At 39.2% G+C, this 26551-nt stretch carries 21 protein-coding genes, 1 other RNA gene and 2 pseudogenes; 12 read left to right on the top strand and 12 right to left on the bottom strand.

Going from position 1 to position 26551, the window contains the following annotated elements; all coding sequences use genetic code 11:
* The first annotated feature begins 89 nt into the window (after positions 1-89).
* The 5 genes from RB214_RS11175 (at position 90) to RB214_RS11155 (ending at position 6282) form a co-directional block, all read left to right on the top strand.
* Positions 90-965, top strand: coding sequence for a DUF3014 domain-containing protein (locus RB214_RS11175; protein ID WP_309166927.1), 876 nt, complete (start codon positions 90-92; stop codon positions 963-965).
* 139 nt (positions 966-1104) lie between these two features.
* Positions 1105-1201, top strand: an RNA gene (ffs, locus tag RB214_RS11170) — signal recognition particle sRNA small type.
* 297 nt (positions 1202-1498) lie between these two features.
* Positions 1499-3025, top strand: coding sequence for an acetyl-CoA hydrolase/transferase family protein (locus RB214_RS11165; RefSeq protein ID WP_309166925.1), 1527 nt, complete (start codon positions 1499-1501; stop codon positions 3023-3025).
* A gap of 590 nt (positions 3026-3615) precedes the next feature.
* Positions 3616-3927: an EthD family reductase gene (locus tag RB214_RS11160; protein WP_002958288.1), complete on the top strand. Its 312-nt coding sequence runs from the start codon at positions 3616-3618 to the stop codon at positions 3925-3927.
* A 219-nt stretch (positions 3928-4146) separates the two neighbouring features.
* On the top strand, positions 4147-6282 hold the full coding sequence (locus tag RB214_RS11155; RefSeq protein WP_309166921.1) for a TonB-dependent siderophore receptor: 2136 nt from the start codon (positions 4147-4149) through the stop codon (positions 6280-6282).
* Between the two features lie 34 nt (positions 6283-6316).
* Here RB214_RS11155 and RB214_RS11150 read toward each other — a convergent pair whose 3' ends face one another.
* The 7 genes from RB214_RS11150 to RB214_RS11120 form a co-directional block, all read right to left on the bottom strand.
* A complete protein-coding gene (locus RB214_RS11150; RefSeq protein ID WP_309166917.1) occupies positions 6317-7411 on the bottom strand; it encodes a mechanosensitive ion channel family protein in 1095 nt (364 codons plus the stop codon).
* A gap of 94 nt (positions 7412-7505) precedes the next feature.
* Complete coding sequence (locus tag RB214_RS11145; RefSeq protein WP_002958285.1) at positions 7506-7907, bottom strand: DUF6691 family protein; 402 nt, start codon at positions 7905-7907, stop codon at positions 7506-7508.
* Positions 7908-7910: 3 nt separating this feature from the next.
* Positions 7911-8324 carry a YeeE/YedE thiosulfate transporter family protein gene (locus RB214_RS11140; protein ID WP_309166910.1) on the bottom strand — a complete coding sequence of 138 codons (414 nt, stop codon included), beginning with the start codon at positions 8322-8324 and terminating at the stop codon, positions 7911-7913.
* Positions 8325-8326: 2 nt separating this feature from the next.
* On the bottom strand, positions 8327-9586 hold the full coding sequence (locus RB214_RS11135) for an outer membrane protein transport protein (RefSeq protein WP_309166907.1): 1260 nt from the start codon (positions 9584-9586) through the stop codon (positions 8327-8329).
* 379 nt (positions 9587-9965) lie between these two features.
* Positions 9966-11396, bottom strand: coding sequence for a sugar porter family MFS transporter (locus RB214_RS11130; RefSeq protein ID WP_309166905.1), 1431 nt, complete (start codon positions 11394-11396; stop codon positions 9966-9968).
* A 36-nt stretch (positions 11397-11432) separates the two neighbouring features.
* Positions 11433-12536, bottom strand: coding sequence for a FecR family protein (locus tag RB214_RS11125; protein ID WP_182720641.1), 1104 nt, complete (start codon positions 12534-12536; stop codon positions 11433-11435).
* Positions 12529-13101 (bottom strand): RNA polymerase sigma factor, encoded by a 573-nt coding sequence (locus RB214_RS11120; protein WP_002958279.1) that lies wholly within the window; start codon positions 13099-13101, stop codon positions 12529-12531. The genes RB214_RS11125 and RB214_RS11120 overlap by 8 nt, the downstream gene beginning before the upstream one ends.
* 349 nt (positions 13102-13450) lie before the next feature.
* Here RB214_RS11120 and RB214_RS11115 point away from each other — a divergent pair, with 349 nt between their 5' ends.
* The 4 genes from RB214_RS11115 to RB214_RS11100 all read left to right on the top strand — a co-directional run bounded on the left by RB214_RS11115 (position 13451) and on the right by RB214_RS11100 (position 19863).
* Positions 13451-16744 carry a TonB-dependent receptor gene (locus tag RB214_RS11115; protein ID WP_309166899.1) on the top strand — a complete coding sequence of 1098 codons (3294 nt, stop codon included), beginning with the start codon at positions 13451-13453 and terminating at the stop codon, positions 16742-16744.
* Positions 16745-16815: 71 nt separating this feature from the next.
* Complete coding sequence (locus RB214_RS11110; protein WP_309166897.1) at positions 16816-18372, top strand: tryptophan 7-halogenase; 1557 nt, start codon at positions 16816-16818, stop codon at positions 18370-18372.
* A 38-nt stretch (positions 18373-18410) separates the two neighbouring features.
* Positions 18411-19151: a SapC family protein gene (locus tag RB214_RS11105; RefSeq protein ID WP_182674402.1), complete on the top strand. Its 741-nt coding sequence runs from the start codon at positions 18411-18413 to the stop codon at positions 19149-19151.
* Positions 19144-19863, top strand: a complete 720-nt coding sequence (locus RB214_RS11100; RefSeq protein ID WP_182754840.1) for a DUF6445 family protein — start codon at positions 19144-19146, stop codon at positions 19861-19863. Before RB214_RS11105 ends, RB214_RS11100 begins: the two co-directional genes overlap by 8 nt.
* An 8-nt stretch (positions 19864-19871) precedes the next feature.
* Here the strand turns inward: RB214_RS11100 and RB214_RS11095 are convergent.
* Positions 19872-20300 (bottom strand): annotated as a pseudogene (locus tag RB214_RS11095) (dual specificity protein phosphatase family protein); the annotation flags it as partial.
* Positions 20301-20518: 218 nt separating this feature from the next.
* On the opposite strand from RB214_RS11095, the gene RB214_RS11090 reads away from it, so the two are divergent.
* The gene (locus RB214_RS11090; RefSeq protein WP_309166892.1) at positions 20519-21616 is read left to right on the top strand and encodes an IS4 family transposase; all 1098 of its coding nucleotides are present in this window, start codon (positions 20519-20521) and stop codon (positions 21614-21616) included.
* 227 nt (positions 21617-21843) lie between these two features.
* Here RB214_RS11090 and RB214_RS11085 read toward each other — a convergent pair.
* Positions 21844-21915 (bottom strand): annotated as a pseudogene (locus RB214_RS11085) (protein phosphatase); the annotation flags it as partial.
* Positions 21916-22003: 88 nt separating this feature from the next.
* Here RB214_RS11085 and RB214_RS11080 point away from each other — a divergent pair.
* Positions 22004-24199 carry an exonuclease domain-containing protein gene (locus RB214_RS11080; RefSeq protein WP_309166890.1) on the top strand — a complete coding sequence of 732 codons (2196 nt, stop codon included), beginning with the start codon at positions 22004-22006 and terminating at the stop codon, positions 24197-24199.
* Between the two features lie 190 nt (positions 24200-24389).
* On the top strand, positions 24390-24821 hold the full coding sequence (locus RB214_RS11075; protein WP_309166889.1) for a hypothetical protein: 432 nt from the start codon (positions 24390-24392) through the stop codon (positions 24819-24821).
* A gap of 366 nt (positions 24822-25187) precedes the next feature.
* Here the strand turns inward: RB214_RS11075 and RB214_RS11070 are convergent, their stop codons facing one another.
* Genes RB214_RS11070 through RB214_RS11060 form a run of 3 tightly spaced genes read right to left on the bottom strand, consistent with a single transcriptional unit; the run spans position 25188 to position 26550 of the window.
* Positions 25188-25340, bottom strand: coding sequence for a YbaM family protein (locus tag RB214_RS11070; RefSeq protein WP_309166888.1), 153 nt, complete (start codon positions 25338-25340; stop codon positions 25188-25190).
* The gene (locus RB214_RS11065; protein ID WP_309166885.1) at positions 25324-25605 is read right to left on the bottom strand and encodes a late competence development ComFB family protein; all 282 of its coding nucleotides are present in this window, start codon (positions 25603-25605) and stop codon (positions 25324-25326) included. The genes RB214_RS11070 and RB214_RS11065 overlap by 17 nt, the downstream gene beginning before the upstream one ends.
* Before the next feature lie 51 nt (positions 25606-25656).
* Positions 25657-26550, bottom strand: a complete 894-nt coding sequence (locus tag RB214_RS11060) for a histone deacetylase (RefSeq protein ID WP_309166882.1) — start codon at positions 26548-26550, stop codon at positions 25657-25659.
* Position 26551 lies beyond the last annotated feature (1 nt).

Genomic DNA, 26551 nt, shown 5'->3' with positions numbered 1-26551 from the left:
ATAAAATGTCATAGTATTTGTGTAAGAATGAATTTAATCCACTTAGCGTACTCTAAGTGATATCGCATTTTAATTTTTATGGAGTTCGTATGTCAGATAAACCAGAAGCATCAGATGTTCAAAAACGTCCACCTAATAACAATATTCTTTTCGCCGTTATTATTTTAATAGTCGTAGCATGTGCGGCCGCCTTCGTATTGCTCACACCAAGTGACGAGCAAGAAACACGCACTGAGGTAGAGCCCGTAGTTAAAGAGCAACCTATGATGGAGCTTAAACCCGAGAACGACCCAGTGGTAGACGCGCCATCTGTAATGCCAGAAAAACCAGCCGAGCTTGAAGTACCAGTACAAAGCCCGAGTGAGCCGGAGCCTGAAGTAGAGCCACTACCAACACTTAACGAAAGTGATGCAGTTGTGGTTGCTAAAATGGATGAGTACCTAAGCGACTCAGTAATGAGCCTAATGGTGACCGACGATGTAATTCGCCGTGGTGTTGTATTTGTAGATAACCTAGCTAAAGGTAAGGTAGCTAAAAAGCACACGCCTGTTGTACAGCCAGAAGAGAAATTTAGCGTTAATGAAGGGGATATTCTCACAATTAACCCTAACAGCTACGAGCGTTATACCCCGTATGTGAAAATATTTACCAGTATGAGTGCAGCGCAAGCCGTTCGCATGTACGAAGAGTACAAGCCACTTATAAATAATGCATACAGTGAAATTGGTTATGGAGATGATGAGTTTAATCAAACGCTAACCGATGCAATCGATTTATTACTTGATACGCCAGAGCCTGAAGGTGACTTGCCGTTACTTCGCGATTCAGTGACGTATCAGTATGCGTTTTCGGAGTGGGAGCAATTACCTGCTGCGCAAAAACAGCTTTTACGTATGGGTCCAGAAAACATGAAAAAAGTAAAAGCAGCACTTCGTAATATAAAAGCGCAGTTAGAGAACAATTAATACGCACTAAAACAGCTAAATACACCGCGATTGTATATGAAGTATGCAATCGCACTTTCTTTTTAGATTATCCCTTGAATAACAGAGCAAAAGTAGAGATAATCCCTCCCGCGCCAACCAAGGCCCTCAATGGTAGTCTTATTGGTCCTCTCGCAACACTAGCAGGCGAACCTGGTCAGGCCCGGAAGGGAGCAGCCACAGTTTGTGACGTGTGTGCCGAGATGTGGCTGGTAAGACTGCCACCCAAATTCCTCATTTGGGTGTTTGAACTAATAAACTTAATTCCTCAAAAATAATTCCTCTAATTAAATAATACTATTTATTTATAGATTACTTTATAAATTACTTTATAGATTATTATGTTATTTTTGTTAAAAATATTACTAATAACTACATGATAGTATTAATTAAAAGTAAATTAACCTCCCTTTTAAACATGTTGCTCATCCTCGATTCGTAAATACGACTTAAGTCTAGATTGTGTCGTACGAAGTTAGGATTAGAATAATGTCAAATTTAGAGAGGAGCTCAGTATGCACTTGGAACGTATTCGCAATAGTAACCTGCACGACAAGGTGATGCCGGCAGAACAAGCAAGCCAATTTATTAAAGATGGAATGACTGTAGGGATGAGTGGTTTCACTCGCGCCGGAGAAGCTAAAGCAGTACCCAGAGCATTAATTGAGCAAGTCAAAAAAAATCCAATCAAAATAAATTTAATGACGGGTGCGTCATTAGGTAATGATCTCGACAAGCTATTAACAGAAGCGGGTATTTTAGCGCGTCGTATGCCTTTTCAAGTAGATAGTACTTTGCGTAAAGCGATTAATAACGGCGAAGTTATGTTTATTGATCAGCATTTATCTGAAACGGTTGAGCATCTACGAAATCATCAATTAACCATGCCTGATGTAGCTGTTATTGAAGCCGTCGCTATTACCGAAGAAGGGCATATTGTGCCTACTACATCGGTTGGTAACTCAGCCAGTTTTGCTATTTTTGCCAAACAAGTCATCGTTGAAATTAATATGCTGCATAACCCGAATCTTGAAGGTTTGCATGACATATACATTCCTTCGTATCGTCCTACTCGCCAACCAATGCCGTTAGTTAAAGTGGATGACCGAATTGGTAGTACTGCAATTCCTATCGATCCTGCAAAAATTGTTGGTATTGTTTTTACTAACCAAAGCGACTCGTTTTCTACCGTTACCGACCCAGATGAAGACACCGCATCTATTGCGCGCCATTTAGTTAACTTTTTTAAAGACGAAGTGGCTCAAAATAAATTGCCAGCTAATTTAGGTCCGCTACAAGCAGGCATTGGTAACATTGCTAATGCTGTAATGATGGGACTACTCGACTCTGACTTTAAAGACCTAACAATGTACTCTGAAGTACTACAAGATTCGACGTTTGACCTAATTGACGCAGGTAAGCTGAGCTTTGCATCGGGCAGCTCAATTGTGTTGTCTGAGCGTTGTAATGCGCAAGTATTTAATAACTTAGAGCAATACAAAGACAAGCTAGTGTTACGCCCTCAAGAAATTTCGAACCATCCTGAAATAGTGCGCCGTTTAGGGATTATTGCAATAAACACCGCGCTTGAGTTTGATATGTATGGCAACGTAAATTCAACACATGTGTGTGGCACACGAATGATGAATGGTATTGGTGGCTCTGGTGATTTTGCTCGTAATGCTCATTTAGCAATATTTGTGACTAAATCGATTGCTAAAAATGGCGCTATTTCAAGCGTAGTGCCTATGGCGAGTCATGTTGATCATAACGAACACGATGTTGATATTTTAGTAACCGAGCAAGGCTTAGCTGATTTACGCGGTTTAGCGCCGCGTGAGCGTGCTGTACAAGTTATTAAGCACTGCGTGCACCCAGATTACAGCGACGACATGTTAGATTACTACAATCGCGCTTGTGAGCGTGGTGGGCATACCCCTCATTTACTTGAAGAAGCATTTAGTTGGCATATTCGCCTTGAACAACAAGGCAGCATGAAAAAAGTATTTGCAGCAGATGCTCCAGTGCAACTTTCTGCATAAGCATTTTGGTTTATTAAAATTAAATTAATTAGCTTTATACTTACTTTTGAACCGCACTAGTGACAGCTCAATCAGCTTTGATTAGTGCGGTTTGGTATAAACTGTAAGTCCAAAATAATTTTATACCTACTCTTTGCATACCTTTCTTAATCACCTTCATTACTGTTATTTTATTTACTTAGGTTTAAGTGCTACTACCATTATTAGGTGTGTGATGTGCTTATTAAAAATACAGGTACTAAATGGCATTTTATAGAGGACTAGAAGAGTAACCTTACAGTAAAACCATTTAAGTGCTTGGTTTATATTTTACCTGAAGGTTTTGGGTCTGATTTAGCATATTGGGTAAATACGTGCGTTAACTTTGTAGAGTCTTTGCCGCCCAAACCTTTTAAAAAACGACCCGCACTTAAGTAAATTAGCGAAGTATCACCTTAATTAAAATAAGCACTGCAATCAAATTACTGGCGCTATGAGTATGAATACCGCATAATTGAGCGACTGCTCACTTATGTGTTTTTTACTTATGTATGATTCATACTGTTTCAAAAGACGCTTTAAATTTTTTAGTAAATAAAAGAGAGAATGTAATGATTAAAGTAAGCGTACTATACCCTAATAATGAAAGTGCTACTTTCGATATGGACTACTACTGTAAAACACATTTACCCCTAGTTGCAGAGTTAGTTGGTAAAGCGCTTATATCAAGTAGTGCAGATGCAGGTTTAGCTGGTGGCGCACCGGGCGAAGCGCCAACTTATATTGCTATGGGGCATTTAGTGTTTGAATCGGTAGAATCTTTTCAGCAAGCCTTTGCACCTCATCAAGAAGTAATAGCGGCTGATTTAGTTAATTTTACTAACGTGTCTCCAGTAATTCAAATTAGCAATATTGCTGGGTAAATTACACGCTAAAACTAATTTAAGAATTACTTAATAACCCCTACTGTATTTAATACAGTAGGGGTTTTATTTTAACTGCAATAAAAGGGCTAGCGCTCTGTTTTAACTAATATTAGTTCTAATATTTAGATGTATTAAATCCGCTCCTGTGTTGATTATGAAAATGATAAAAGTTATCATTTAGGTTGTTAGCTATCTACACTTCTCCCAGGAATTATCATGTTTAACCCTAATTATTTGGCATTAAGTATTGCTGCGTCTTTATCTGTTTTTTCTAATATAGCTTTTTCACAACAAAACGACGACATTGAAACTATTGAAGTAACTGGCCGTGCCCAGCAATTTTACTTAGAGACCGAAAGTAAAATTGGTACTAAAACTAATTTAGATCTTATTAAGCTTCCGCAATCGGCTCAGGTATTAACCGAGCAACTTATTATTGACCAAGCAGCGCGTGACATTACCGATTTGTACCGATCTATTGCGGGAGTGAGCGAATATAGCTACTCAGGCGTAACTTTTCGTGGTTTTAGAGATGACGCAAATGTATTTTACGATGGTGTGCGTGGCGACCCATATTCGGGCTTTGGTGTACCGCAGTTATTTAATGTAGAACGTGTTGAAGTATTAAAGGGGCCAGCCTCTGCTTTGTATGGCGGTGGCGAACCTGGTGGGATGATTAATTACGTAACCAAAAAACCAAGCTACTTAGAAAAGCGCGAATTAAAGCTCACCTTGGGTAACTACAATACGCGTGGCGCATCACTCGATATGACAGGTGGTTTAAGCGATACAATGGCTTATAGGTTGGGTGGTTTTTATGAAGAGCAAGACAGCTTTCGTAACAATGCAGACTCAAAAAACACCGAGCTAACAGGTGGATTGTTATTTGATTTAACAGATTCAACAACCCTAACCACAAGTGTTGACTACATTAAACAAGACCTAGGCGGTAACCGCTTACGGGGCGTACCGGTAGATGACAACGGCAACTTTTTAGTTGACCCAAGTTATAACGCTAATGAAGCGGTTGATTATCAAGATATGGAAGCGTTGGTGCTTCAAGCCGAGATAAGTCATTACTTTAGTGATGATTTTTCTGTAAGTAGCACACTGCGTTACATGGATAACGAACGCGATCAAGGCTACCATGAGTCGCAAAGTTGGGTAGATGTAAATGGTGATGGCGAAGCAAACATTGATGACGAAACCATCAAACGAGAATACCGTAAGCAATTTCGTGCCAATAAAGAAGCAAGTATAACCACCGACTTTGTTTATAACTTTGGAAAAGGACAATTAACCCATCAGTTTTTATTTGGTGGTGATTACCACACCGTTGATACCGAATATGACTACTTTCGTGCCCGATATGAGGCCGATGGCGTCGCTAATTTAAATATTTTTAATTTAAACTACGGTGAAACCGACCCAAGCACTTATAACCTCACCGACATGAACCGCGATGGCGTTGATACTGACCGATTTGGTGTATATGCACAAGACGTAATTAGCATAGGCGAGCAGTGGACAATAATTGCAGGTTTACGCTATGACCATTTTAAAGAGTTTAATCAAGAAACTGGTTTTAGTTACTCAGATAACGATATAACGCCGCGCGTTGCTGTTACTTATCAGCCAGTAGAAAACACATCGGTATATATTAACTACTCAGAGAGCTTTAACCCTACATCGTCAGCCGACCAAGAAGATGTAGAAGGCGAAGGTAATTTAGAACCAGAAACCGGCAAGCAAACAGAGCTGGGTATGAAAAACCAATGGCTCGACGGCAAAATAATGAGCACCTTTGCAATTTATCAAATTAATAAAGAAAACGTGGTAATGAGCAACCCTGACGATACGGGAGCTGGAGATGGCATTGCTGCACTTTTAAATATAGGTGAAGTAGAAAGCCGAGGGTTTGAAACAACTTTAGTCGGCGATTTATCAGCGCACTGGACCGTAACGGCTAACTACGCATACAACGATACGCAAGTGGTAGACGGCGTAACGGGTGATACGCTTTCAAATACATTTGGAGATGGTTCGCGCTTTGCTAATGCGCCACGCCACCAGGCAGGTTTATGGACTCGCTACGCTATTGATTCAATTGACTCATCAATTGCCTTTGGTGCAAATTACGTAAGTGAGCAACTGAGTACCGGTGGTCAAAAAGTAAAACCATTTACCGTATTTGATATGAGCTGGACGAGTCGCTTTGACAACGTATTGCTGAGTGTAAATATTAATAACCTGTTTGATAAAGAATACGCGGTTAGTGGCTTTACTGAGCGTAATGGCCACTTTCCCGGCAGCCCTCGCGAAATTATTGGGCAAATAACCTACAAGTTTTAATACTTATTAGCGCGAGAGTTACTCGCGCTTTTTTTTAAGTGTCGCCTTGCACCTTTTTATCACTATTAAATTTAGCGGCCTCTTGAGTCGTGTTAATAGCCGTAATAGGGAAGGGAATTACAATACCTTCTTTTTTATAGCGTTTATGCAAGGCTTTTATAAAAGCAGATTTAACCCAAAAGCGATTAAAGTATTCTTTAGCTCTAAGCATTACCGTAAAGTTAATGCTTGATCTATCAAAGGTATGAAAAACCACAAAGGTATTGTAATCATCAACGCCCCATTCGTGTGAAATAAGTATTTCACGAGCTACTTCAAGTGTTACTTGTTCAACAAATTCTAAATCTGAATCGTAATGTACACTTATATCAACAGGTACGCTTAGCTCTTTTTCAGGGTAAAAGTAATTAATAATACGCGACTTAGATAATTGGCTATTAGGTATAATAATCATATTGTTAGGTAGCATTTTAACCCATGTAGAACGCCAGCCTATATGATCAACAAAGCCTTGCTCCTTAGATTCAAGCTCAATAAAATCACCCACCCTTATAGGTTTATCTATTACTAGCTGCACGCCAGAAAAAAAGTTTTCGAGGGTAGGTTGCAAAGCAAGGGCAACAGCCAGTGATGTAATACCTAACGAGGCAATAATTGGCGTAATAGAAATACCTAACGTGCCCATTAATACCAGTAATCCCACTGACGATAATGTAACGCGTATCACGCCTTTAATTATGCTTTTTGAATTAAAAACCACGGCAGATTGTTTACCATAGTAATTAATAGTGCCAATAATAAAGCGGTCTAAAAACATAATAAGTGCAAGCAGAGCTAATACAATATTAATGCTATTAAAAGGGATCTGTTGAGAAATAGAAGTACTAATAATGAAGGTGTCGTGCTCTAAAATGGTGAGTTGCACAATAATTGTGCACAGTGTTAGCGGCTTAGATATTGACTCTATTAGTAAAGTATCGAATATAAATTTGGTTTTTGAAGTCCATTTTTTTAGCCAGTACATTACAAAAAAACGAATTAAAAACAGTAGTATAGCTATAAGTAAAAGAGAGGACGCTGCGCCTAACCAAGGTGTGTTGTTAGAAAATTCCAGCGCTTTATTTAGCATAACTTAAACCTGTTCAATATAGTTTTATATATTGCAGCAAGTTATGTACCTTTGTTTGGGTAAAGTAGCTGCCGAGTTTAGTCGGCAGCAAATATTATACTTTTTTGGCTAACCACATACCGCCTAGGACGGCTGCAAAAAACAATAAAAACTCCATTTTAAGAGATACCAATTGAACCAAACCCGGGCCTGGGCATATACCACTTAAACCCCAGCCTAAACCAAAAAGTACCGAGCCGATAATTAAGCGTGCATCAATTTTTTTTAAATCACTTAAATTAAACGTTCCTGAAAGAAGTGGCTTCTCTTTTTTTGCAACCCATAACCATGTCAGCATCATTATTAGCATGGCAACAGCCATCACTATAATTAAGCTTGCGTCCCATTGGTTTCCATAGGTAAGAAAGTTAATCACTTTAGCAGGGTTTGTCATCCCGCTAATAATAAGTCCTAAGCCAAATATAAAGCCTATAACAACCATCATAATTGCTTTCATTATTTATCCTACAAGGTTTGCTGTAATGAAGGCGACAAGCATAAATGTGCATGTTGCAACCCAAGAGCGAGTAGAAAAGCGCGACATGCCGCACACACCATGGCCACTTGTGCACCCATTAGCTAACGTTGTACCAGCGCCAACTAAAAGCCCTGCAACAACAATAAGCCAAGGCGGTAATTGCAATTCGCCTTCTAATAAAGATGGCGCAAATATCCTTACGGCCACTCCTGCCAACAACAACCCTAAAATAAAGTATAACTGCCAACGAGAGCCTGAATTTGCTTTAGCGAATACAGACTTAACAATGCCTGATATGCCCGCAATTTTTCCGTATAAAACCAGTAATAACGTACACGCTATACCTATTAATGCCCCGCCTATTGCAGCCGATACTGGGGTGAATTCTGTTATCATTTTTAAATTTCCCAAACAACAGAAACGCCTAAACCGGTTTGTTTCATTTCGATTGATAATTGTTGATTAGGTGCTAAGTAGTTAGCACCCGTTACTTTTTTTGCTGGCGAATAAAAAGCCATAGCATTTAATTGTACCTTGTTGGTAAAAGAATGGCTAAAGCCAGTAGTAAAATGCCACTCTTGAACACCCGGCGCTAAAGTATTTAATATAACTTGAGAAGAAGGAATAGGCTGCTCGGTGTAAGACACCCCAAAACGAATCTTTTGTTGCGATGTACGCTGCCATTGATAACCAAGCTTATAAATAGTCATATCGTTCCAGCCAAACCCAGCGCCGGCGTTAGCTCCTAAAGGCGCTGACATTAAATTATTGACTGGATTTGCAATACTTTTTACTTCGCTGTAATTTATTTTTTGCCAATCAAATACAACCTGATTACTTGGGGTAAGCTTGTAGGCTGCGCCAAGTTGAAACGAACTTGGTAGATCAAATCCGCCTTGCTCTGCAAACAAACCTTTATAGCTATCAAACTCTTGCATAGACACTGATGAGCGGTAACTTGCCCCCCAGCTTAATGACGAATTTATATCTTGGCTAATACCCAGTTGAATGCCTAGGCCTGTGCTTGTATCGGTACCATTATCAGTGAGCGCCTCTGGTGATTGCGAAAAAGGAGCAAAGTTCCCAAGCCCTTGTGCTTCAAACTGTTGCACCACGTAAATAGGGGATACACCAAGGCGTGTTTGTTCATTCAACTTATAGCTTACTGTTGGGCTAATAAAGAGTTGTTTTAAATCAACGCCTGTTGTACCAGCGTAAAAGGTCCCCTCAGGAGAGGATTCTGCGCCGTACTCGGTATTCATACCGCCGTTGCCATACACTAATAAACCAATATTTACTTTTTCATTTAATTGATGGCCAATAGCAAACTCTGGAATTGCAAATACGGTGTTGTCGCTTTTTTGTGTTTTTGCTTCAAGATAAAATGCGCCAGGGTAAAAAGTATCTACTTTTGATGCAGTATATTTTCGTTCAGGTGAAAAAAGCTCTAAGCCCAGTGATAGCTCTGTTCCTTTAGGTAAAAAAGTTGCTGGATTATTAGCGCCAGACATTAACTCTTCTGACAGCGCTACACCTGCACCAGCCATGCCTTTGTGGGTCATGCCATAGCCGTGAGTAAAATAACCATTAGTAGCAAATGCACTGAACGAACCTAACGCGCACGTTAAAGCTAAGCCTGAAATTAACTGTTTTTTCATTTTAGTAAATACATAAAGTTGGAATGGGCGGACAATAGCTAATTTTTGATATTCTAAAAAGGAATTTAAATAGATTAGTTATAATAAAAGGTAATACGGCAATGGTTATAAAGTTAAAATAAATGAGCGTAGATTGCCATTCAACCTTAGCTTAAGTTAAAAGGTTCGCTAACGTATTGAGCTGTAGTGATATTTAAGTATGCAATCGGTAGCTATACGCTTTGGTATTAAAAGTGTGCTGGTAAAAGGAGCGTTTACGTATTAACAGCAGTTTAAAATATATTTATTAATTAACGTTTAGCTCATCCAAACAATCACTCTTAAATAACGCCATTGTATGTAAAAGCAAAGCGGCGATTAATATCACCGCTTTTAAAAATTACATAGATTCGAGCGTTTTACCGCTTGTTTCTTTAATATATTTAACAACAAAAAATATGCTTATAAGTGCCGATAACGCATAAAAGCCATAAGCACCGGCAAGGCCAATGTTAGCCAGCATAATAGGGAAGGTCATGGTAATTGCAAAGTTAGCAATCCACTGCGCACTGGCAGCAACGGCAAGGGCAGCACCACGAATACGGTTATTAAACATTTCGCCCAATAATACCCATACAATTGGGCCCCAACTTAAGCCAAAAAACACCACAAATAAGTTAGCCATAATAAGCGCAAACGTACCCATGTTATCGCTAAGTGCAAGTTTGCCTGCTTCATCAAGGCCTGCACTGCCAAATATATAAGTAAGCGCGCTTAAGCTAATAAACATACCAATACTGCCTACTAATAGCAGTGGTTTACGGCCAATTTTGTCAACTAGGGCAATGGCAATAAAGGTCGATACAATATTAGTAGTACCTGCGAGTACATTTATAAATAGCGATTGCGACTCATCAAACCCAGCGGCTTGCCAAAGCTCAGAGCCGTAATAAAACACCACGCTAATACCTACAAATTGCTGAAATACACTAAGCGCAACACCTACCCAAACAATTGGGTGTACTTTTTTACTGTTATCAATAAATAAATCACGAATGCTTGGCTTTGTATCGCTATGCAATGAGCGTTTAACATCGCTTATTTGCGCATCAACATTGTCGTTCGATATTTTACTAAATACCGCTTTTGCATCATCCACTTTACCTTGCGCCACTAAATAACGAGGCGACTCGGGAATAAACAAAACACCGACTAAAAACAACACAGCAGGCACAAGCTCAGCCCAAAACATCCAGCGCCAAGCGGCTATATCAAGCATTAAAATATTTTGTGCACTGCCAGCTGCATCAGCAATTAAGTAGTTACTTAAAAAAGCAGCAAATAAACCCAGTACAATAGCGAGTTGTTGTAGTGTAGCTAAACGACCACGAAGTGCTGGTGGCGCAACTTCAGCAATGTAAGCTGGCGCTAATACCGATGCCGCACCAATACCTAAACCACCAAATAAACGGTAAAAAATAAACTCCGCAGAGCTTTCGCTAATGCCCGACCCAAAGGCACTAATGGCAAAAATAATCGCGGTGATGATCATAATTGCACGGCGACCAAATTTATCAGCCAGCGGCCCCGCAGCAAGTGCACCCAAGGCACAGCCAAGTAACACAGACGCTACATTAAAGCCCGTAGCTACACTGCTTGAATTAAATGCATTACCGAGTGCCGACACTGTGCCGTTAATAACGCCTGAGTCAAAACCAAATAAAAAGCCACCAATAGCAGCAACGACCGATATAAATATTACGTAAAAAAGTGAGCACGTGTTTGATGTGTGCGCCGAGCTATTATTCCTCGGCGATAAAGATGATGTCATGATTGTGTGTCCTGATTTTTATTATTGTGTACTGTACTATATTGAAGCGCTTGGATCTGCGTAATTTAAACGAATTTTATCTGGGCTAATTCTTTCATAACTAATATTAAAATTATTATTTAATACTTCTAATAAGCCCTTAACATCGCCTGTTTTAAACATACCAGCGACTTGTACCCTTGTTAAACGCTCATCATCAGAAAGCTCAAAGTCTATATTCGTATATCGACTAATCTCGGCCATGGCATCGGCAAGAGATTCGCCTCTAAAAATAAGGCTTCCTTTACGCCAAGAAAGACTAGCAGCTACGTCTATAGGGTCTACTTTTTCAACGTGCTTAGCTATTTTACCTTTGAAACTTAAATCGAGCTTTTCACCTTTAGAAACTGCTGTAGAGTTATTTGATAAAAATTTACCAAGCTTATTTGTTCCATTTTTTTGGAGGCTTGATGGTTGCGAACTACTTTGTTCGGCAACAAGCACTTTTCCATCAGTGACTATTAATTCTATTTGTTTTTCACCCACTTCAACATTAAACGCAGTGCCTACTGCCTGAATAACTTTATCACCAGCAATAACACTTAAAGGCCGTGCCTTATCATGCGCCACATTTATATGTATCTCCCCCCGCAGTAAGTTAATTACTCGAGAGTCTCGGGTATATCTTATTTGTACAAAACTATTAGTGTTTAATGTAATTTCACTTTTATCTGGCAAAATTATGTCTTTGCTTTCACCTACACCCGTTTGAAAGTTAAGTTGCTTAGCGACAACAGCTGACTGATTAACGGGATAAAAAAATGAAAAATTAAATGCTTCTTGAAAAAAGCTAAGTGCAACAGCCAATAAAACAGAAGCGGCCGTTGCACCTAACCACACAGGGAGGCGTTTTTGTCTAGATTGTGATTGCGGGAATAGATCAGATAAGCGGCTGAGTTCACCCATCTTGTCCCATAGGTGTGCAACTTCAAGTAATACTTCGACGTTTTTATATGACTGAGCTAACCATAGCTGCAATGCGTCTTTTTCGGGTTTAGTTAAACCTCTATCGAGCTTAGCAAGCCATTCACTTGCACAATCAAGGCGTGCGTCTTCGACTGCCTTATTATTTCGTTCGTCTATATGGTGGACATTACTCATGACTACCCCCTGCACTTTTTTGTGAAGAAGAGTTAGGTTTGCCATACACACTTTTTTCAGATTGTCGCATAAACTGCGTACAACGTTTTACGCCGGTTGCTATATGTTTTTCCACGGTACTTTCACTAAGGTTTAATTGAGCAGCAATTTCTCGCTGCGAATAACCATACACTTTTTTTAATACAAACACTTTACGGCATTGAACAGGCAAAAGCCTGACAGCTTCACAAAAATTTGAAAATTCGCAATCGGTAAGCGCATTTTCGTACATTTCGTCTTTCTGATGTTCCGTTAAGAGTTGCTCTAATGCTTCCATGTTGTCGATACTATCGACTAGTCGTATATTGGCTTGCTTTTGATAATCGAGCGCTAGGTTACGCGCCGTTTTGTAAATAAAAGATTTTGGTGAGCAAATGTTTTCAGTGTTTTTTATTTGACAAATTCGCACGTAAGTTTCTTGCACAATGTCTTCAATTTCATGTGGAGGCACTATGCGTGCCACTACATTTGAGAGACCTTTGCGCGAGGCCAGATAAGCCTTATAAAATAGTGTGTCTTTTGTCATTGAGTGTGTGTCTCGTGTGTGTGTGGTTTTGGCAATTGTTGTTATTGTTTTGCCATTACAGCTTAAGACGATTGGTAATAAAAAATCCGCTACTCAATTTTAAAATAAATTGTTTTTCTATTTGTAAAATTGCAGGCACTATCAATCCTTGTTGTTAAAAGCTTGTAATTTGAATACCAAGTGTACTACAGTTTTTCAAATTATTAACACGTATAGGCTAGCTCTATAATTATACGTGTTCATATAACCAATTAATTAATATAGAAATATATTTAACTTTTTTAGTTGAAACCCCACAACATAATTTTTTTGCACACCAAAAAATAATAAAGGTTTAGTAATAATAAGTATGGCTAGTCAAAAAAATAAATTATTTGAAAAAAATAAAAAATATTTATGGAGGAAAATAAAAAGTCACTCGTCTTCATACTGTGTATGGCCAAAAACTATACGCATGGAATGTATACATTTGCCACTTTGTTTACCGCTATATGTGCTTGTTTTTAGCTTAGTCACCACAGAGGTGAAAGCGAGCTCGGTAGACGAAAAAGCAATGTTTAACATTCCTCGACAAAGGGCCGATTTATCGCTAATAAATTTTGCCGAGCAAGCCGATATTACTTTGCTTTTTCCGTTGGATAAAATTCAACAGTTACAAACAAATACTATTACTGGCGAGTATTCAATAATAAATGCATTACAGACTTTACTCGATAGTACCGGCTTGCAAATGCAAGTTAGCGAAGATGGGCAAATTTCTATTTTAATAGACCCTAGCTTCGAGAGAACTGACAACATGGCTAACTATAAAAAAAATGGCGTGTCCAGTGCAGTGCTTGCTGTACTAAGCACAATGGCAACGCTCCCTGCATTAGCAGAAACAGCAGCACAAGAACCAGAAATAATTGAAGTACGCGGAATTAGAGGCTCGCTTGGTCGAGCCATGGATGCAAAAAGAGAAGCCGGTGGCGTGGTTGACTCCATTTCAGCAGAAGATATTGGTAAATTTCCTGACACAAATCTAGCCGAGTCTTTGCAACGTATTACTGGGGTTTCAATAGACCGTTCAGGCGGCGAAGGGCAGCTTATTACGGTGCGTGGTTTTGGCCCGCAGTTTAATACTGTACTAGTAAACGGACGCCAAATGGCATCAGAGAATCAAAGCCGTGCATTTAGCTTTGATACCATTGCATCAGAATTGGTTAAAAGCCTAGATGTATTTAAAACCTCAACGGCCACTATGCAATCTGGTGGTATTGGCTCAACAGTAAACGTTAATACGGCACGTCCATTTGCGATTAGTGGCTTTAAAATAGCGGGTAGTGTTAAAGGTATTTACGATGAAAATAGCGAAGAAACCACACCAGAAATTTCAGGGTTAATTAGTAATACATTTAATGATGACACACTGGGTTTGTTGTTTGCCGTTTCTCGTCAAGAACGCGAAACACGCTTAAATCAGGCACAGGTAGACGGCTGGTTAGAAAACGTGGGCGTCCCAAATCCTCAAACTCAAAGCGGGCAAGCATACACCGGTAATATTTTCTCGCCACGTAATTACGATCATAAAGTTACTACAGAGACACGTACACGCACTAATGCAAATTTAGTTATACAGTATGCACCTTCAGATGATTTAGTTATCACTGCTGATGCGCTCTATTCAGATTTTGATGTAGAAGCAGACACAACGTCTTACGGGCACTGGTTTACAGCTCCAAACTTAGAAGGCTTTGGTGATGCTGCAGGCCCAACCGTTGATGAAAATGGCACTGTGGTTGATTTATATCAAGAGGTAGGCCTTGCCACCGATATGCACGCTAAAAAGTTTGATCGTTTAACCAACTCTAGCGCATTAGGTTTAAACTTTGATTGGCATGTAAACGATAACTTAAATATGAAGTTTGATTTGAGCCACTCAAAAGCCAAGCGTGAGGCTAATAATGGCGGTGGCGATCAGCTATCGTTGATTGGCTATGCTAACCGAGTTCGATTTGAAGTGGATGGCGGTATCTTACCTTACGCGAGTGAGTTTGCCTCTGCTAACCCTAACATTTATAGCGGCCAGCAAGAGCTGGACGGTGTTGCTTATAACCCTGCAGTTGCACCTGATGGCGTATCAAATCATTTAGATACAGCCAACAGCCGTGCACACGTAATGCTTCGCCGTGGTTGGGCTGTAGAAGATACTGTGGATCAGTTTCGTTGGGATAGCATTTGGCATAACGATGGCAGCTCAGGCCTAGTTTCGGTTAAATTTGGTACTATGTATTCAACTGAAACTAAAAACCTTGATCGTTGGGACAACGAAGGCGTAGGTATTCACTGTACCTTTTGTGGTTACCCAGATGACCCAAGTATGGATGGCTTAGCGCAATTTGTATTTGACGCAGGAGATGACTTTTTAGGTGATGTGAGCGGCAGCGGTCGTATGCCAACGTCATGGCTTGCACATGATGGAGAGGCAAACTTTGCGTACCTTGAGCAAATAGCTGCGGCGAATGGTCAGCCTATTAGTTTTGATGCAGTTAAACGTAATAAGTCGTTTGAGATAACTGAAGATACTTTCTCGTTTTATACAGAATTTGATTTTGAAGCTGAACTTGCAGGCATGCCTTTATACGCCACAGCGGGTTTTAGATATGAAAGCACCGATGTAAAAGTAAAGGGCACAGATGAGCCGGTTAGCGCGTTAACTATATTAGATAAAACAGAAATGCTTGCTAATTTCGGCGCCGTAGAAAATATTTCAGCAAGTTCAGATTACGAAGCGATTTTACCTAACTTTAGCGTAAAGCTTGAAATAAGCGATGAGCTAATAGCACGTGCTGCTGTATCACAAACAATTACGCGACCAACACTCGATAGTATGTCGCCTGTAACAGTAATTGAAACAACGCGCCAAGGGGGCAATTTAACATCAAGCTCTGGTAACCCTGCGCTTGAGCCATTTACCTCTGATAACTTAGATTTATCATTAGAGTGGTATTACGCTGATGCCAGTTATTTATCCGCTGGTTACTTTAGAAAGAATGTTGCTAACTTCATTATCAATACCACTGAAGATTTAACCTTTGAATTGTCTGACGGCGAATTGTTGACTGACCCCTCAACAGGTAACGATGTAGATAACCCTGACGCTGCTGACTCGACGGCTGTATTTACAAACACATTACCAAATAATAGCGAATCGGCGATTGTTGATGGCTGGGAAATAGCCTTACAGCATAGTTTTGATAGTGGCTTTGGTTTTATGGTTAATGCAACATTTGTTGATAGTGATGCAGAGCTAGACCCTGCAGATATAACTCAAGTATTTGCATTAACAGGCTTAAGCGACTCTTATAATGTGGTTGGCTTTTATGAGAATGGCCCATTTCAGGCGCGTTTAGCCTATAACTGGCGCGATAGCTTTGTACAGTCACTAACACAGTTAAATGGTGATGGTGTGACGATAGTTGAAGACTATGCACAATTCGATGCCAGTGGCAGCTATGATATTACCGAAAATGTATCGGTGTTCTTTGAGGGTATAAACTTAACCGAAGAATACGTACACAAACGTGGTCGCTTCTCTAATCAATTACTAATGGTTGAAGATAGCGGGCGACGTTTTGCGTTAGGTGTTCGTGGAAGTTTCTAACTTAAATAATAAAAGTGGCTTTTACATTTAGTAATAGCCACTTTTTAAATACGCCTTTATAGGTAACAAGCATGAACCAGCAAAATAAAGAAATAAAAACAGTGGTTGTCGTTGGTGGTGGTATAGCAGGCTGGCTAACAGCTGGTCGATTAGCGGCGCACCATAAAAGTAATACCCCCGATGGTCTTAATGTTGTGCTAGTTGAATCTCCAAATGTACCAATTATAGGTGTTGGTGAAGGCACTTGGCCTACCATGCGTAGTACATTAATAGCACTTGGTATTAGCGAAACCGATTTTATACGCGAGTGTGAAGCAAGCTTTAAGCAAGGAGCAAAATTCGCCAAATGGGTGGATGGCAGCGATGATGATTTTTACTATCACCCATTAGTTCTGCCGCAGGGCTTTTCAAAAACCGATATGGCAGGGCATTGGTTAAATAACACAGCAGAGTCAACGTCTTTTTCAAACGCAGTGTGTTACCAAGAAGCTATTTGTGAGCAAGGGCTTGCCCCTAAAACAATTCGTACACCAGAATATGCTGCTATAGCCAATTATGCCTACCATTTAGACTCTGCAAAATTTGCCGTTTTTTTACAAAAACATTGTACGCAGCAGCTAGGCGTTAAACATATTTTAGCTGATGTAACGCAGGTCAATAGTGCTAAAAATGGCGATATTGCAAGCGTTACTTCAAAGCAACAAGGTGAAATTAGCGGTGATTTATTTATCGATTGCACTGGTTTTTCATCATTGTTATTAGGCGAGCATTATAAGGTTCCTTTTCAGCCCTGCGATGATGTGCTGTTTATTGATACCGCCTTAGCAGTGCAAGTCCCTTATGAAGATGAAAATGACAGTATTGCATCTCACACAATTTCAACAGCGCAAGAAGCGGGCTGGATATGGGATATAGGATTACAGCATCGCCGTGGGGTGGGCTATGTGTACTCCAGTAAGTACAGTACCGAGTCGCAAGCAAGGGAAAAGCTTAGAGAGTATGTAGGCGATAAAATAGAGTCGTTAACAATTAGAAAAATCCCTATTAAAAGTGGCCACCGCTCACATTTTTGGCAAAGCAACTGTGTTGCGGTTGGGCTTTCGGCTGGTTTTTTAGAGCCACTAGAAGCTTCTGCATTGGTATTAGTAGAAATGTCAGCACAAATGATCAGCGAACAACTTCCCCATACCCGGGATATTATGGATATTACCGCCAAACGCTTTAATGAGACGTTTACCTATAGGTGGGAAAAAATAATCGACTTTTTAAAGTTACATTATATATTATCAACCCGTGACGATAACGCATTTTGGAGCGATAACAGAGACCCTAAAACGATTCCTCAAAGCTTACAAGATCTAATGAAACTATGGCAATACCGCGCCCCTGCTGATCACGACTTTACAAGTAACAATGAGGTGTTTCCAGCTGCGAGTTATCAATATGTTTTATATGGTATGGGCTTTAAAAGTGACTACAGCACAACTGCCTATATGCTTGAAGACACTGTTTTTGCTAAAAGTCAGTTTGATAAAAATAAGAGCATGATAAACCAAGCTGTAACTAACTTACCTAGTAACCGAGAATTATTAAATAAAGTTAAGAATCATGGTTTTAGCACTATTTAGCTTAAAAATTTACACATAAAAACAATAAAGAGACACACATGGAAAATTTAGTCGCATTAGAACAAAGTGCTCATCAGCACATAAAAATAGACACACAAAAGGCACAATCACACGCAGAAAACATTAATATGGTTCCTGTTGTTATGGCGGAACTAAACCAAATTGCTGTTCAGCAGCCTATAGTTTTTGCAAAAAACTCAGAAACAGGGGAGTTTACACTCAATGCTTTATTAGGCTTTGAGCAACATGAGAACTTGTTTTATCAGAACTCGCAGTGGCAGGGTGTGTATTTACCGCTTCAATTACAGCGTCAGCCATTTTTTGTTGGTGATACTCATGCGCAGCAAACTCAATACCCTGTGTGTATTAATTTAAATAGCCCAGCAGTCGTTAATAATCGATCGCAAAGCCAGAATAATTTAGAACCAATTTATACCCAAAGCGCAGAAGAAAGTAGCTATTTCAAACAAATAAAGCAGTGTTTAGGGCATTTACTACAGGGCGAAATAGACAATAAAAAGTTAATTGATACCTTGTTACAGCATGATCTACTGCAGCCATTATCGCTTGAGGTAACGTTTCAGAACAGTCAAAAAACAAAGTTAAACGGCCTATACACTATTAACCAAGAAAGACTCGCACAACTTAATAGTGATCAAATTACACTTTTACATCAAAGCGCTTTATTACCCGCTATTTATACTGTTATAACCTCACTTGGCCAAATATACCCATTGATAGAGCGTAAAAATGCAGTGCTTAATTTAGCTGATGATTGATTTTAAACTAAACGAAAATATGGCGTTACACATACATACTGTAGGGGAAGAGAAAACCCCTATTATTGTTATTGATGATTTTGTAAATAATGTAGATGCGCTTATTAATTTTGCTGTGTTTTCTCAAAGTGCTAGAGAAGCGTTTTGCGCACAAGAAAGTGATTTTTACCCAGGAGTAAGAAAAGCAGCACCGCTTAGTTATATCGAGCGGTTAAAAGCGCTTGCGCCAATTATTAATTCACACTTTGATATGGCGGATAAAAGCGAGTTCGATGTAATTCTTTCTGCTTTTTCAATTGCATGCACTGAGCCTGATAAGCTCAGGCCAATACAAATGCTCCCTCATTTTGATACACCTAATATAAATCAACTTGCTATAGTGCACTTTTTATGTGATGAAACTCATGGTGGCACTTCATTTTATAAGCATAGAGCCCTAGGGTACGAACGTATAACAAAAGAGCGGCTTATGCTTTATAGGCAAGCTATTAAGCAACAAGCCATGGCGCAAAAGCTTCATAAAAATCCACAATATATAAATGGAAGTACAACTTTGTTTGAGCAAGTTTACAGTGTAGAGGCAAAGCTAAATCGCGCAGTTATATACCCAAGTAACTTATTGCATTCCGGTAATATAAACGCGTCTAATGGTTATGCCTGTGACCCAGTTAATGGGCGTTTAACTATCAGTAGCTTTGCTGTTTTACGCTAGCTTTTTTATTACCGACTAAAACTCTCAAAGTACTCTTTTTGCAATTCTATAGTAAGCGCTTTAGGGCGAATGCCTTGTACTAGGCTGTATACTTCTTCTTTTGTGTAACCTGCCGAATTTAAAATAAGCGCAGCGACTAACCCTGTGCGGCCTGTACCGCCTTTGCAATGTATGGCAATGGTTTGTTTGTGATGTATGGCCTGTAATATGTCGATTTTATGGGTGTTCCAGCTTGATGTAAAAGGCTGTTTGGGTGCTTCGTCGTCATTTATAGGTAAATGAAACCAGGTTATATCGTGCTTATTGCACTCACTATTAATTGTTTGTACGTTGTTTTTTTCAAGCTCCTTTTGAGGCATAAGTGAAAGCAGCAAGTTAGCGCCAGCCGCTTTTAATGTGGCGATTGAATCCGCTAGGTTTTGTGTTTTTGTACTAGGGCCTGCTTATCTTTCGAGGTTAACTTTGCAGCAGCATGTTTGGTTTTTAGGCAAGGCAGAGCTTATGCAGTGTGGTGGTTTCCCATAAATAGGCGATAACGCAGTATAAATGCCAAACATGCGCTGCCCGAAGGGCTGACGAATCCCCAAAACGTGACAGGCACAGCAATTTATGATCTTATGTAAATCACCACAACCCACATTAAGTCACAACTGCTATGCCTGAGACATCAGTTTGCCATAAGTACTTTAAACATGCATTAGCGCCATTCAATAATGCCAGAGTAAAAACATTACTAAGCTGCAGTAATGCATTAATTTCGGGCAATAAACTTACCTTAACTGAAATCGGCAGAAATTTGTCTGGCGCTGTGGATGTAAAACATAAAATAAAACGCGTTGATCGCTTCTTAAAAAATACTCACCTCTACAATGAAAGGGTCGCTATCTATGAAGCATTAGCTCATCCTATTATTGACTCTTTACCCATGCTTGCAATTGCCGTTGACTGGAGCGGTGCCTGTGGTCACGACTATCACTTACTGCGAGCAAGCTTACTTGTGGATGGGCGCTCTATCGTGATTTATAACATGATTGTTGAGCAGAAGGATTTTGATAGCCCAGCAACCAACAGCCTGTTTTTAGATGAACTTTATGAAGTGCTTGGACGACATCCTAGTGTCTATATTGTAACAGACGGCGGCTTTCTTACGCCTTGGTATAGTAAAGTACGCGAACTTGGTTGGCATATGATAGGTCGATTAAGAGGCTCAATGAAGTGTAAACTAGCCATGCAATCACAATGGCATACATTAAAACAACTTAGGGCTGGTGCCAGCGATATACCTAAGGCGTTAGGTCAAGCACGACTAACTCAGTCCAGCCCGACAGCATGCGATGCATTTTTACACGTATATCATGGAAAAAATAAAGGAAGAAAAGGAAAAAGCAGATTTACGAAAGATACAAAAATGTATCAAAACTTAGCTAAAGAGCCATGGTTACTCGCGACATCAGACAATACAATGACGAGTAAGCGAGTAGTTGGTTTATATAGTAAAAGAATGCAAATAGAGCAAAATTTCCGCGATGACAAAAGTTTGAGATATGGTTTTTCGTGGCGTTTTAGTAAAAGCACCGGCATAAATAGAATAGGAATATTATGCTTGATAGCCACAATAGCGAGCACTGCGTTATGGTTTATAGGGTGTGAAGCAGAAAAAAGAAAGTGGCATATAAAATTTCAAGCAAATAGCGTTAAGAATCGCCGAGTTCTTTCATTTTTAACCTTAGCCAAAAGTCATAAAGCTATGTAAGAGACGTATTACACAAAGCTATATAGAAAAAAGTTTAAAAAACTTTATTTTGAATTACGAAAAAGAGGCCGCTGGATAAAGTGGGGATCCCTCAGCCCGAAGGGTTCTGCCTAGGGGGGATTGACTCTTTGTTGCTCTGCTTTTACTTAGCCCACTAGGTTACAAGCCTCGCGCCGCGATTAAATCCCCCCTAGATTGAACAAATTTAATCCTGAAAGGTCAGCAGGCCCTGAGCAAGGCGTAAAAATAATATTTGCGCCGTTATTGAGTGATAAAATATCGTACGGGTGCGCGCTCATGGTAAGTCCTTTATTTTTAATGAATTTGCTTTATAAGCTCACTATAGCGTGTTTTAGTTACAAGTTTAAGATTGAATAATAAGCATAAATGCTGGATACTGTTTTTATATACAGTTATGGCGATATTATGAAAAAAGAATTACCAGCAAAATACTATTTAGCGCATTTTAGAGAGCTTATTGAGTTTGTAACTAGTAAATGTATGCATTTACTTGAGCCCAAGCACCGCGAATTTATTAGTAAAATTAATCAGCTAGATGAGCAAAGCCAATGCATGTTGGCGCGTGTGTACTCGCGAAAGCCTTATTTGGTGCAGGCGCAATCGCTTAATTATGAAGAAATAACCTCGCCGCATCAGGCTATTTATACGCTAAAAAAAGCGGGTATTTTATTTGAGCCAAACGAGCAGCATTATTCGCAGCTTTTAGCGCACTTAACTAAGCCTTCTTTGGTTGAGTTGCTAAGTAATTACAGTGAGCAAATAAGCTTTAAAAAGAGCGCCGCTAAAGGCGCGCTGGTGGATATTGCGCGTGAGTTTTTTAAAGCATGCCCACAAGAGCTTGCGCCACTTTATAGCCAGTATGTAATTAACAACCGCAGTGATTACTACGAGTATTTTGAGTTTTTATTTGCAGGCAAACTAAGCAGTGGTGATGTGAATCATCAAAACCGTTTTGTAATGCGAGACTTAGGCTTAACCGCTACGCGCGAAGGACACAGCGAGAGCTTGTCGCGCTTTGAAACACTTGACGAAGCGCAATCAAACTATTTATTAAACCGTTACTGGTTAGCATTTAAAAATATTACAGATGAGAGCGACTATGTTGCTTTAGCGTCGCAGGTTTTAGTGCAAGCTGCACATGGTGCAATTGCCGTTGTATTAAAAAACAAACTATTAGTTAGGCTTTATAGGCAGCTAAAAACAGTTGATAGCGAACTTGCTTTTAGTTTGCTTGAAGGGTGCGTGGATGATAGCGAAGCACAAGAAATTCAAATAAGAGAGCAATACAGGCTTGGCAATAAAGAGTGGGTAAAAGCTCGATTAGAAGCCATTATCGAAAACCCACTTACTGATGATTTACTTTATTTTGCTGACGATTTTTTAATGCGTAAGTTTAATAAAAAAACACGTTCGCGTTTAAGTGCCATGCTTGCCGATACTCAGTGCGTTCTAGAAATAGATGAACTGTACCGAGGTGAAGTAGAGCAGGGCGTAAACGATTATTATACTCGCCAAGGTATGCAGGTCTTTAATACCGAAAACACGCTTTGGCAAAGTTTGTTTGGTTTAGTATTTTGGCATGAGTTATTTGTGGAGTCACCTTATCCGCCATGCAATGAGTTTGATATTTATCCGCAAGTATTAAGGCTTGGTAATTTTTATGAAGCGCAGCAAACACAGATTAATGAGCGCTTAGCTCAGTGCCAAACGTCGCAAGCATTACTTAATTTAGTATGCAAACATGCAGCGCAATACTTTGAGCAACCTAACGGTTTGTTTAGATGGCGCAGCAATTTATTAGAGCCACTAGAGGAGCTTATTTTAAATAGCCCTATTAAGGCGCTAATTGCGCACTTAACAGCTATGAGTAAACATTATTTACAGCTAAAAGACGGCTACCCCGACTTAATGGTCATTAATAATGGCCAAGTACATTTTGAAGAGGTAAAAGCCCCTGGCGATAAGCTTAGGCGCAACCAACTTACCACCATAGATAATTTAAAAAATGTGGGCTTTACAGTACATATTGCTGCGGTTAAATGGTTTGTAGATCCAAACCGTGTTTACAGCGTAGTTGATATAGAAACCACCGGCGGCTTAAAAGGCGGTAACCGAATTACCGAAATTGGCATAGTTAAAGTACAGCACGGTAAAGTCATTGATACTTGGACAAGCTTAGTTAACCCCGAGCGCCATATACCTGGCTTTATTACGTCATTAACCGGTATTAGCGATAGCATGGTACGCAACGCGCCAGTATTTGCCGATATAGCCAAGCCGCTATTAGATAAACTCGCAGGCAGTATTTTTGTAGCCCATAACGTTAATTTTGACTACGGCTTTATTAAAAAAGAATGCGAGATGGCAGGGCACTTTTTTAAAATGCCAAAAATGTGCACCGTGGTTGAATCGCGCAAAGCGTTTAAAGGCTTAAAGTCGTATTCGCTTGGTAATCTCTCATCGCATTTTAATTTAAATTTAACCAGCCATCACCGCGCACTTGCTGATGCAACGGCTACTGCTGAGTTATTGTTACTTATTCAGCAATCCCAATTTAATTAAAGAGTTTGAGAAAAAGTACAGCTTAATAATTTAAAGACGCAAGATATTCATGGCACATTCATTTTTGGTGTTCAATTGTGTATGATTAAATAATTACTCATAAACAAACCCTGAGCGGTCTATGAGTAAGTTAAATAATACACATTGATGGTGCGAGTAGTCGCTTTTTCAAAAATAAATAAGGGAATTTATGAAAATAGCATTATTAGTAGTGATTACTATTTTGTTAACTGGGTGTACTTATACTGATGAATGCTCTGAAAATAAGCTTTTGTATGGTTACACAGAGGATAAAATTGATAATAGTAATTATCGAGTAAGGTTTAGGAATAAGGCGAGTGAGTCGCGTGATGCTAGTAATTTTGCTTTATTAAAAGCAGCCAAACTTACCCAAATACAGGGCTATGATTGGTTTGAGGTGACTAAAAAAGAAGTTTTTGTAAATCCTAAATTAGATGAATGTGGTTTAATTGCTAGGTCAAAAACTGAAGATTTATCCATAAAATCAAGTAATGAAATATACACGCTAATAGCTATTAAGATGGGTAAAGGGATTAAAACAAAAGTGACTAGCTATGATGCGCAAGGTGTAATCAACGATCTAGCATCGAACATGGAATAGTAGTTTAATAATAGGGCTCCAGCGTTTTTTTGTAGTATAAAAATAGAAAAAATACCATATCTATAGTTATAAATAGTGTGATTAAAAAGGTAACTGTTAGTATTGGGTGGAGTTAATATATTTAATTAATTTTAAAACAACTTATAAGTTAGTGTCATACAGACTCTACAATTTTCCTCTATCAGAGCAACAGCAATAATTCGATGAAATAGTTGCTCTATACAAACAGCAATATGGTTTAAAAGTACAAAATATAAGTTGTCAAAAATCAGTAGGCACTAAACATCGCTTTAACGAAGTGAAAGTTGATTGTGAGAAATACGAAGTCGTTGTAACAACTTACTCAATTGAGTTGGTTGAGTAAAACTAACTTTCAGTTTGCTTTTTTTCAAAGTCGCTTTTAACTATTTCAAGTGCTTTGAGTACTTCCTTTGGAGCAACATCGTGTTGCTCTAGTATCATAATTAAATCTACTGCAAGTTTAATATGTGTAGGGGCTTGATCAAGCGGGCTTGTCATTTAACTCTTTCTTTTTTGATATTTGGCTAATGGCGACATTTATTGCTGTTTGCACACGTTGCTCCATATGTATACGTTCTGATTGCGGTAAATAAAACGCCATATCTACATCGTAGCGAATATATCGTGGCGGGAGCTGATTTAGTACCGTACAACAAAAGTCAGCCATTACATCTTCACCATATTTTTCATCAAGTTTAAGTTTGATGATTTCTTCAACTACAATCTTTTCGTAATAGTTGTGTATGTCTTCGTGTAATCGCATATTCCCACCGCTTTAAAATAATCCGTTTAACTGAGTCTATACTAAGGCTTACTATAAATCGATAGCGGCTTTAAATAGTTGTTTATGAACATTAATTAGTGAACTCAAATTACGCTGATAACCGCCGCCTAAAGCGCACATTAGTGGGATTTGATGTTGCTTACAGAAGTTGAGAACAAACAAGTCGCGCTCATATACGCCATTGAGCGATATATTAAACAAGCCTAACTCGTCTTTAGTGTAAATATCAGCGCCTGCATTATACAAAATAATATCAGGGTTATGTATGCGCACGCAAAAATCGAGCGCTTGCTTTAATGTAGCAAGGTACTCATCGTCGGCTGTTTTAGCGGGCAATGCAAAATCGTAAGTGGATTGCTGTTTATTACGAGGGAAATTTTGCTCACAATGAATTGAGCAGGTAATAATTTGGTCATGATTTTGAGTGATTTGTGCTGTGCCATCGCCTTGGTGTACGTCGCAATCAAAAATTAAAACAGTGTCGGCTTGCTCTGTATTTATTAAATGTACTGCTGCAATAGCTAGATCGTTAAAAATACAAAAACCGCTACCGTAATCACTGTATGCATGATGATAGCCACCACTTAAATTAGCCGAAAAACCATGTTTTAGCGCGTGTTCACTACTTTGGATGCTTGCCCCAACTGATAGTAATGTGCGCTCTACCAATTCATTTGAATAAGGAAAGCCCATTTTTTTTATGGCTTTATTGCTAAGAGTCCCATTTAAAAAGTCATCTATATAACGTTGGCTATGACATAGCGAAAGTTGAGATTTGGTTGCTTTTTTAGGCTCTTGAAAGTGAATAGCCGAAACACCTAGATTTTCTATTTCGGTTTTAAGTAACTGATACTTTTGAATAGGGAATCGATGACGTTCTGGGAGTATAAGGTCGGAATACAATGGATGATAATAAAGCTGCATA

The organism is Pseudoalteromonas sp. HL-AS1 (assembly GCF_031198785.1).
Lineage (GTDB): Bacteria > Pseudomonadota > Gammaproteobacteria > Enterobacterales > Alteromonadaceae > Pseudoalteromonas > Pseudoalteromonas distincta.
Note: the sequence above shows the minus strand (reverse complement) of the source record. Positions and strands in the feature narration are given on the sequence as shown.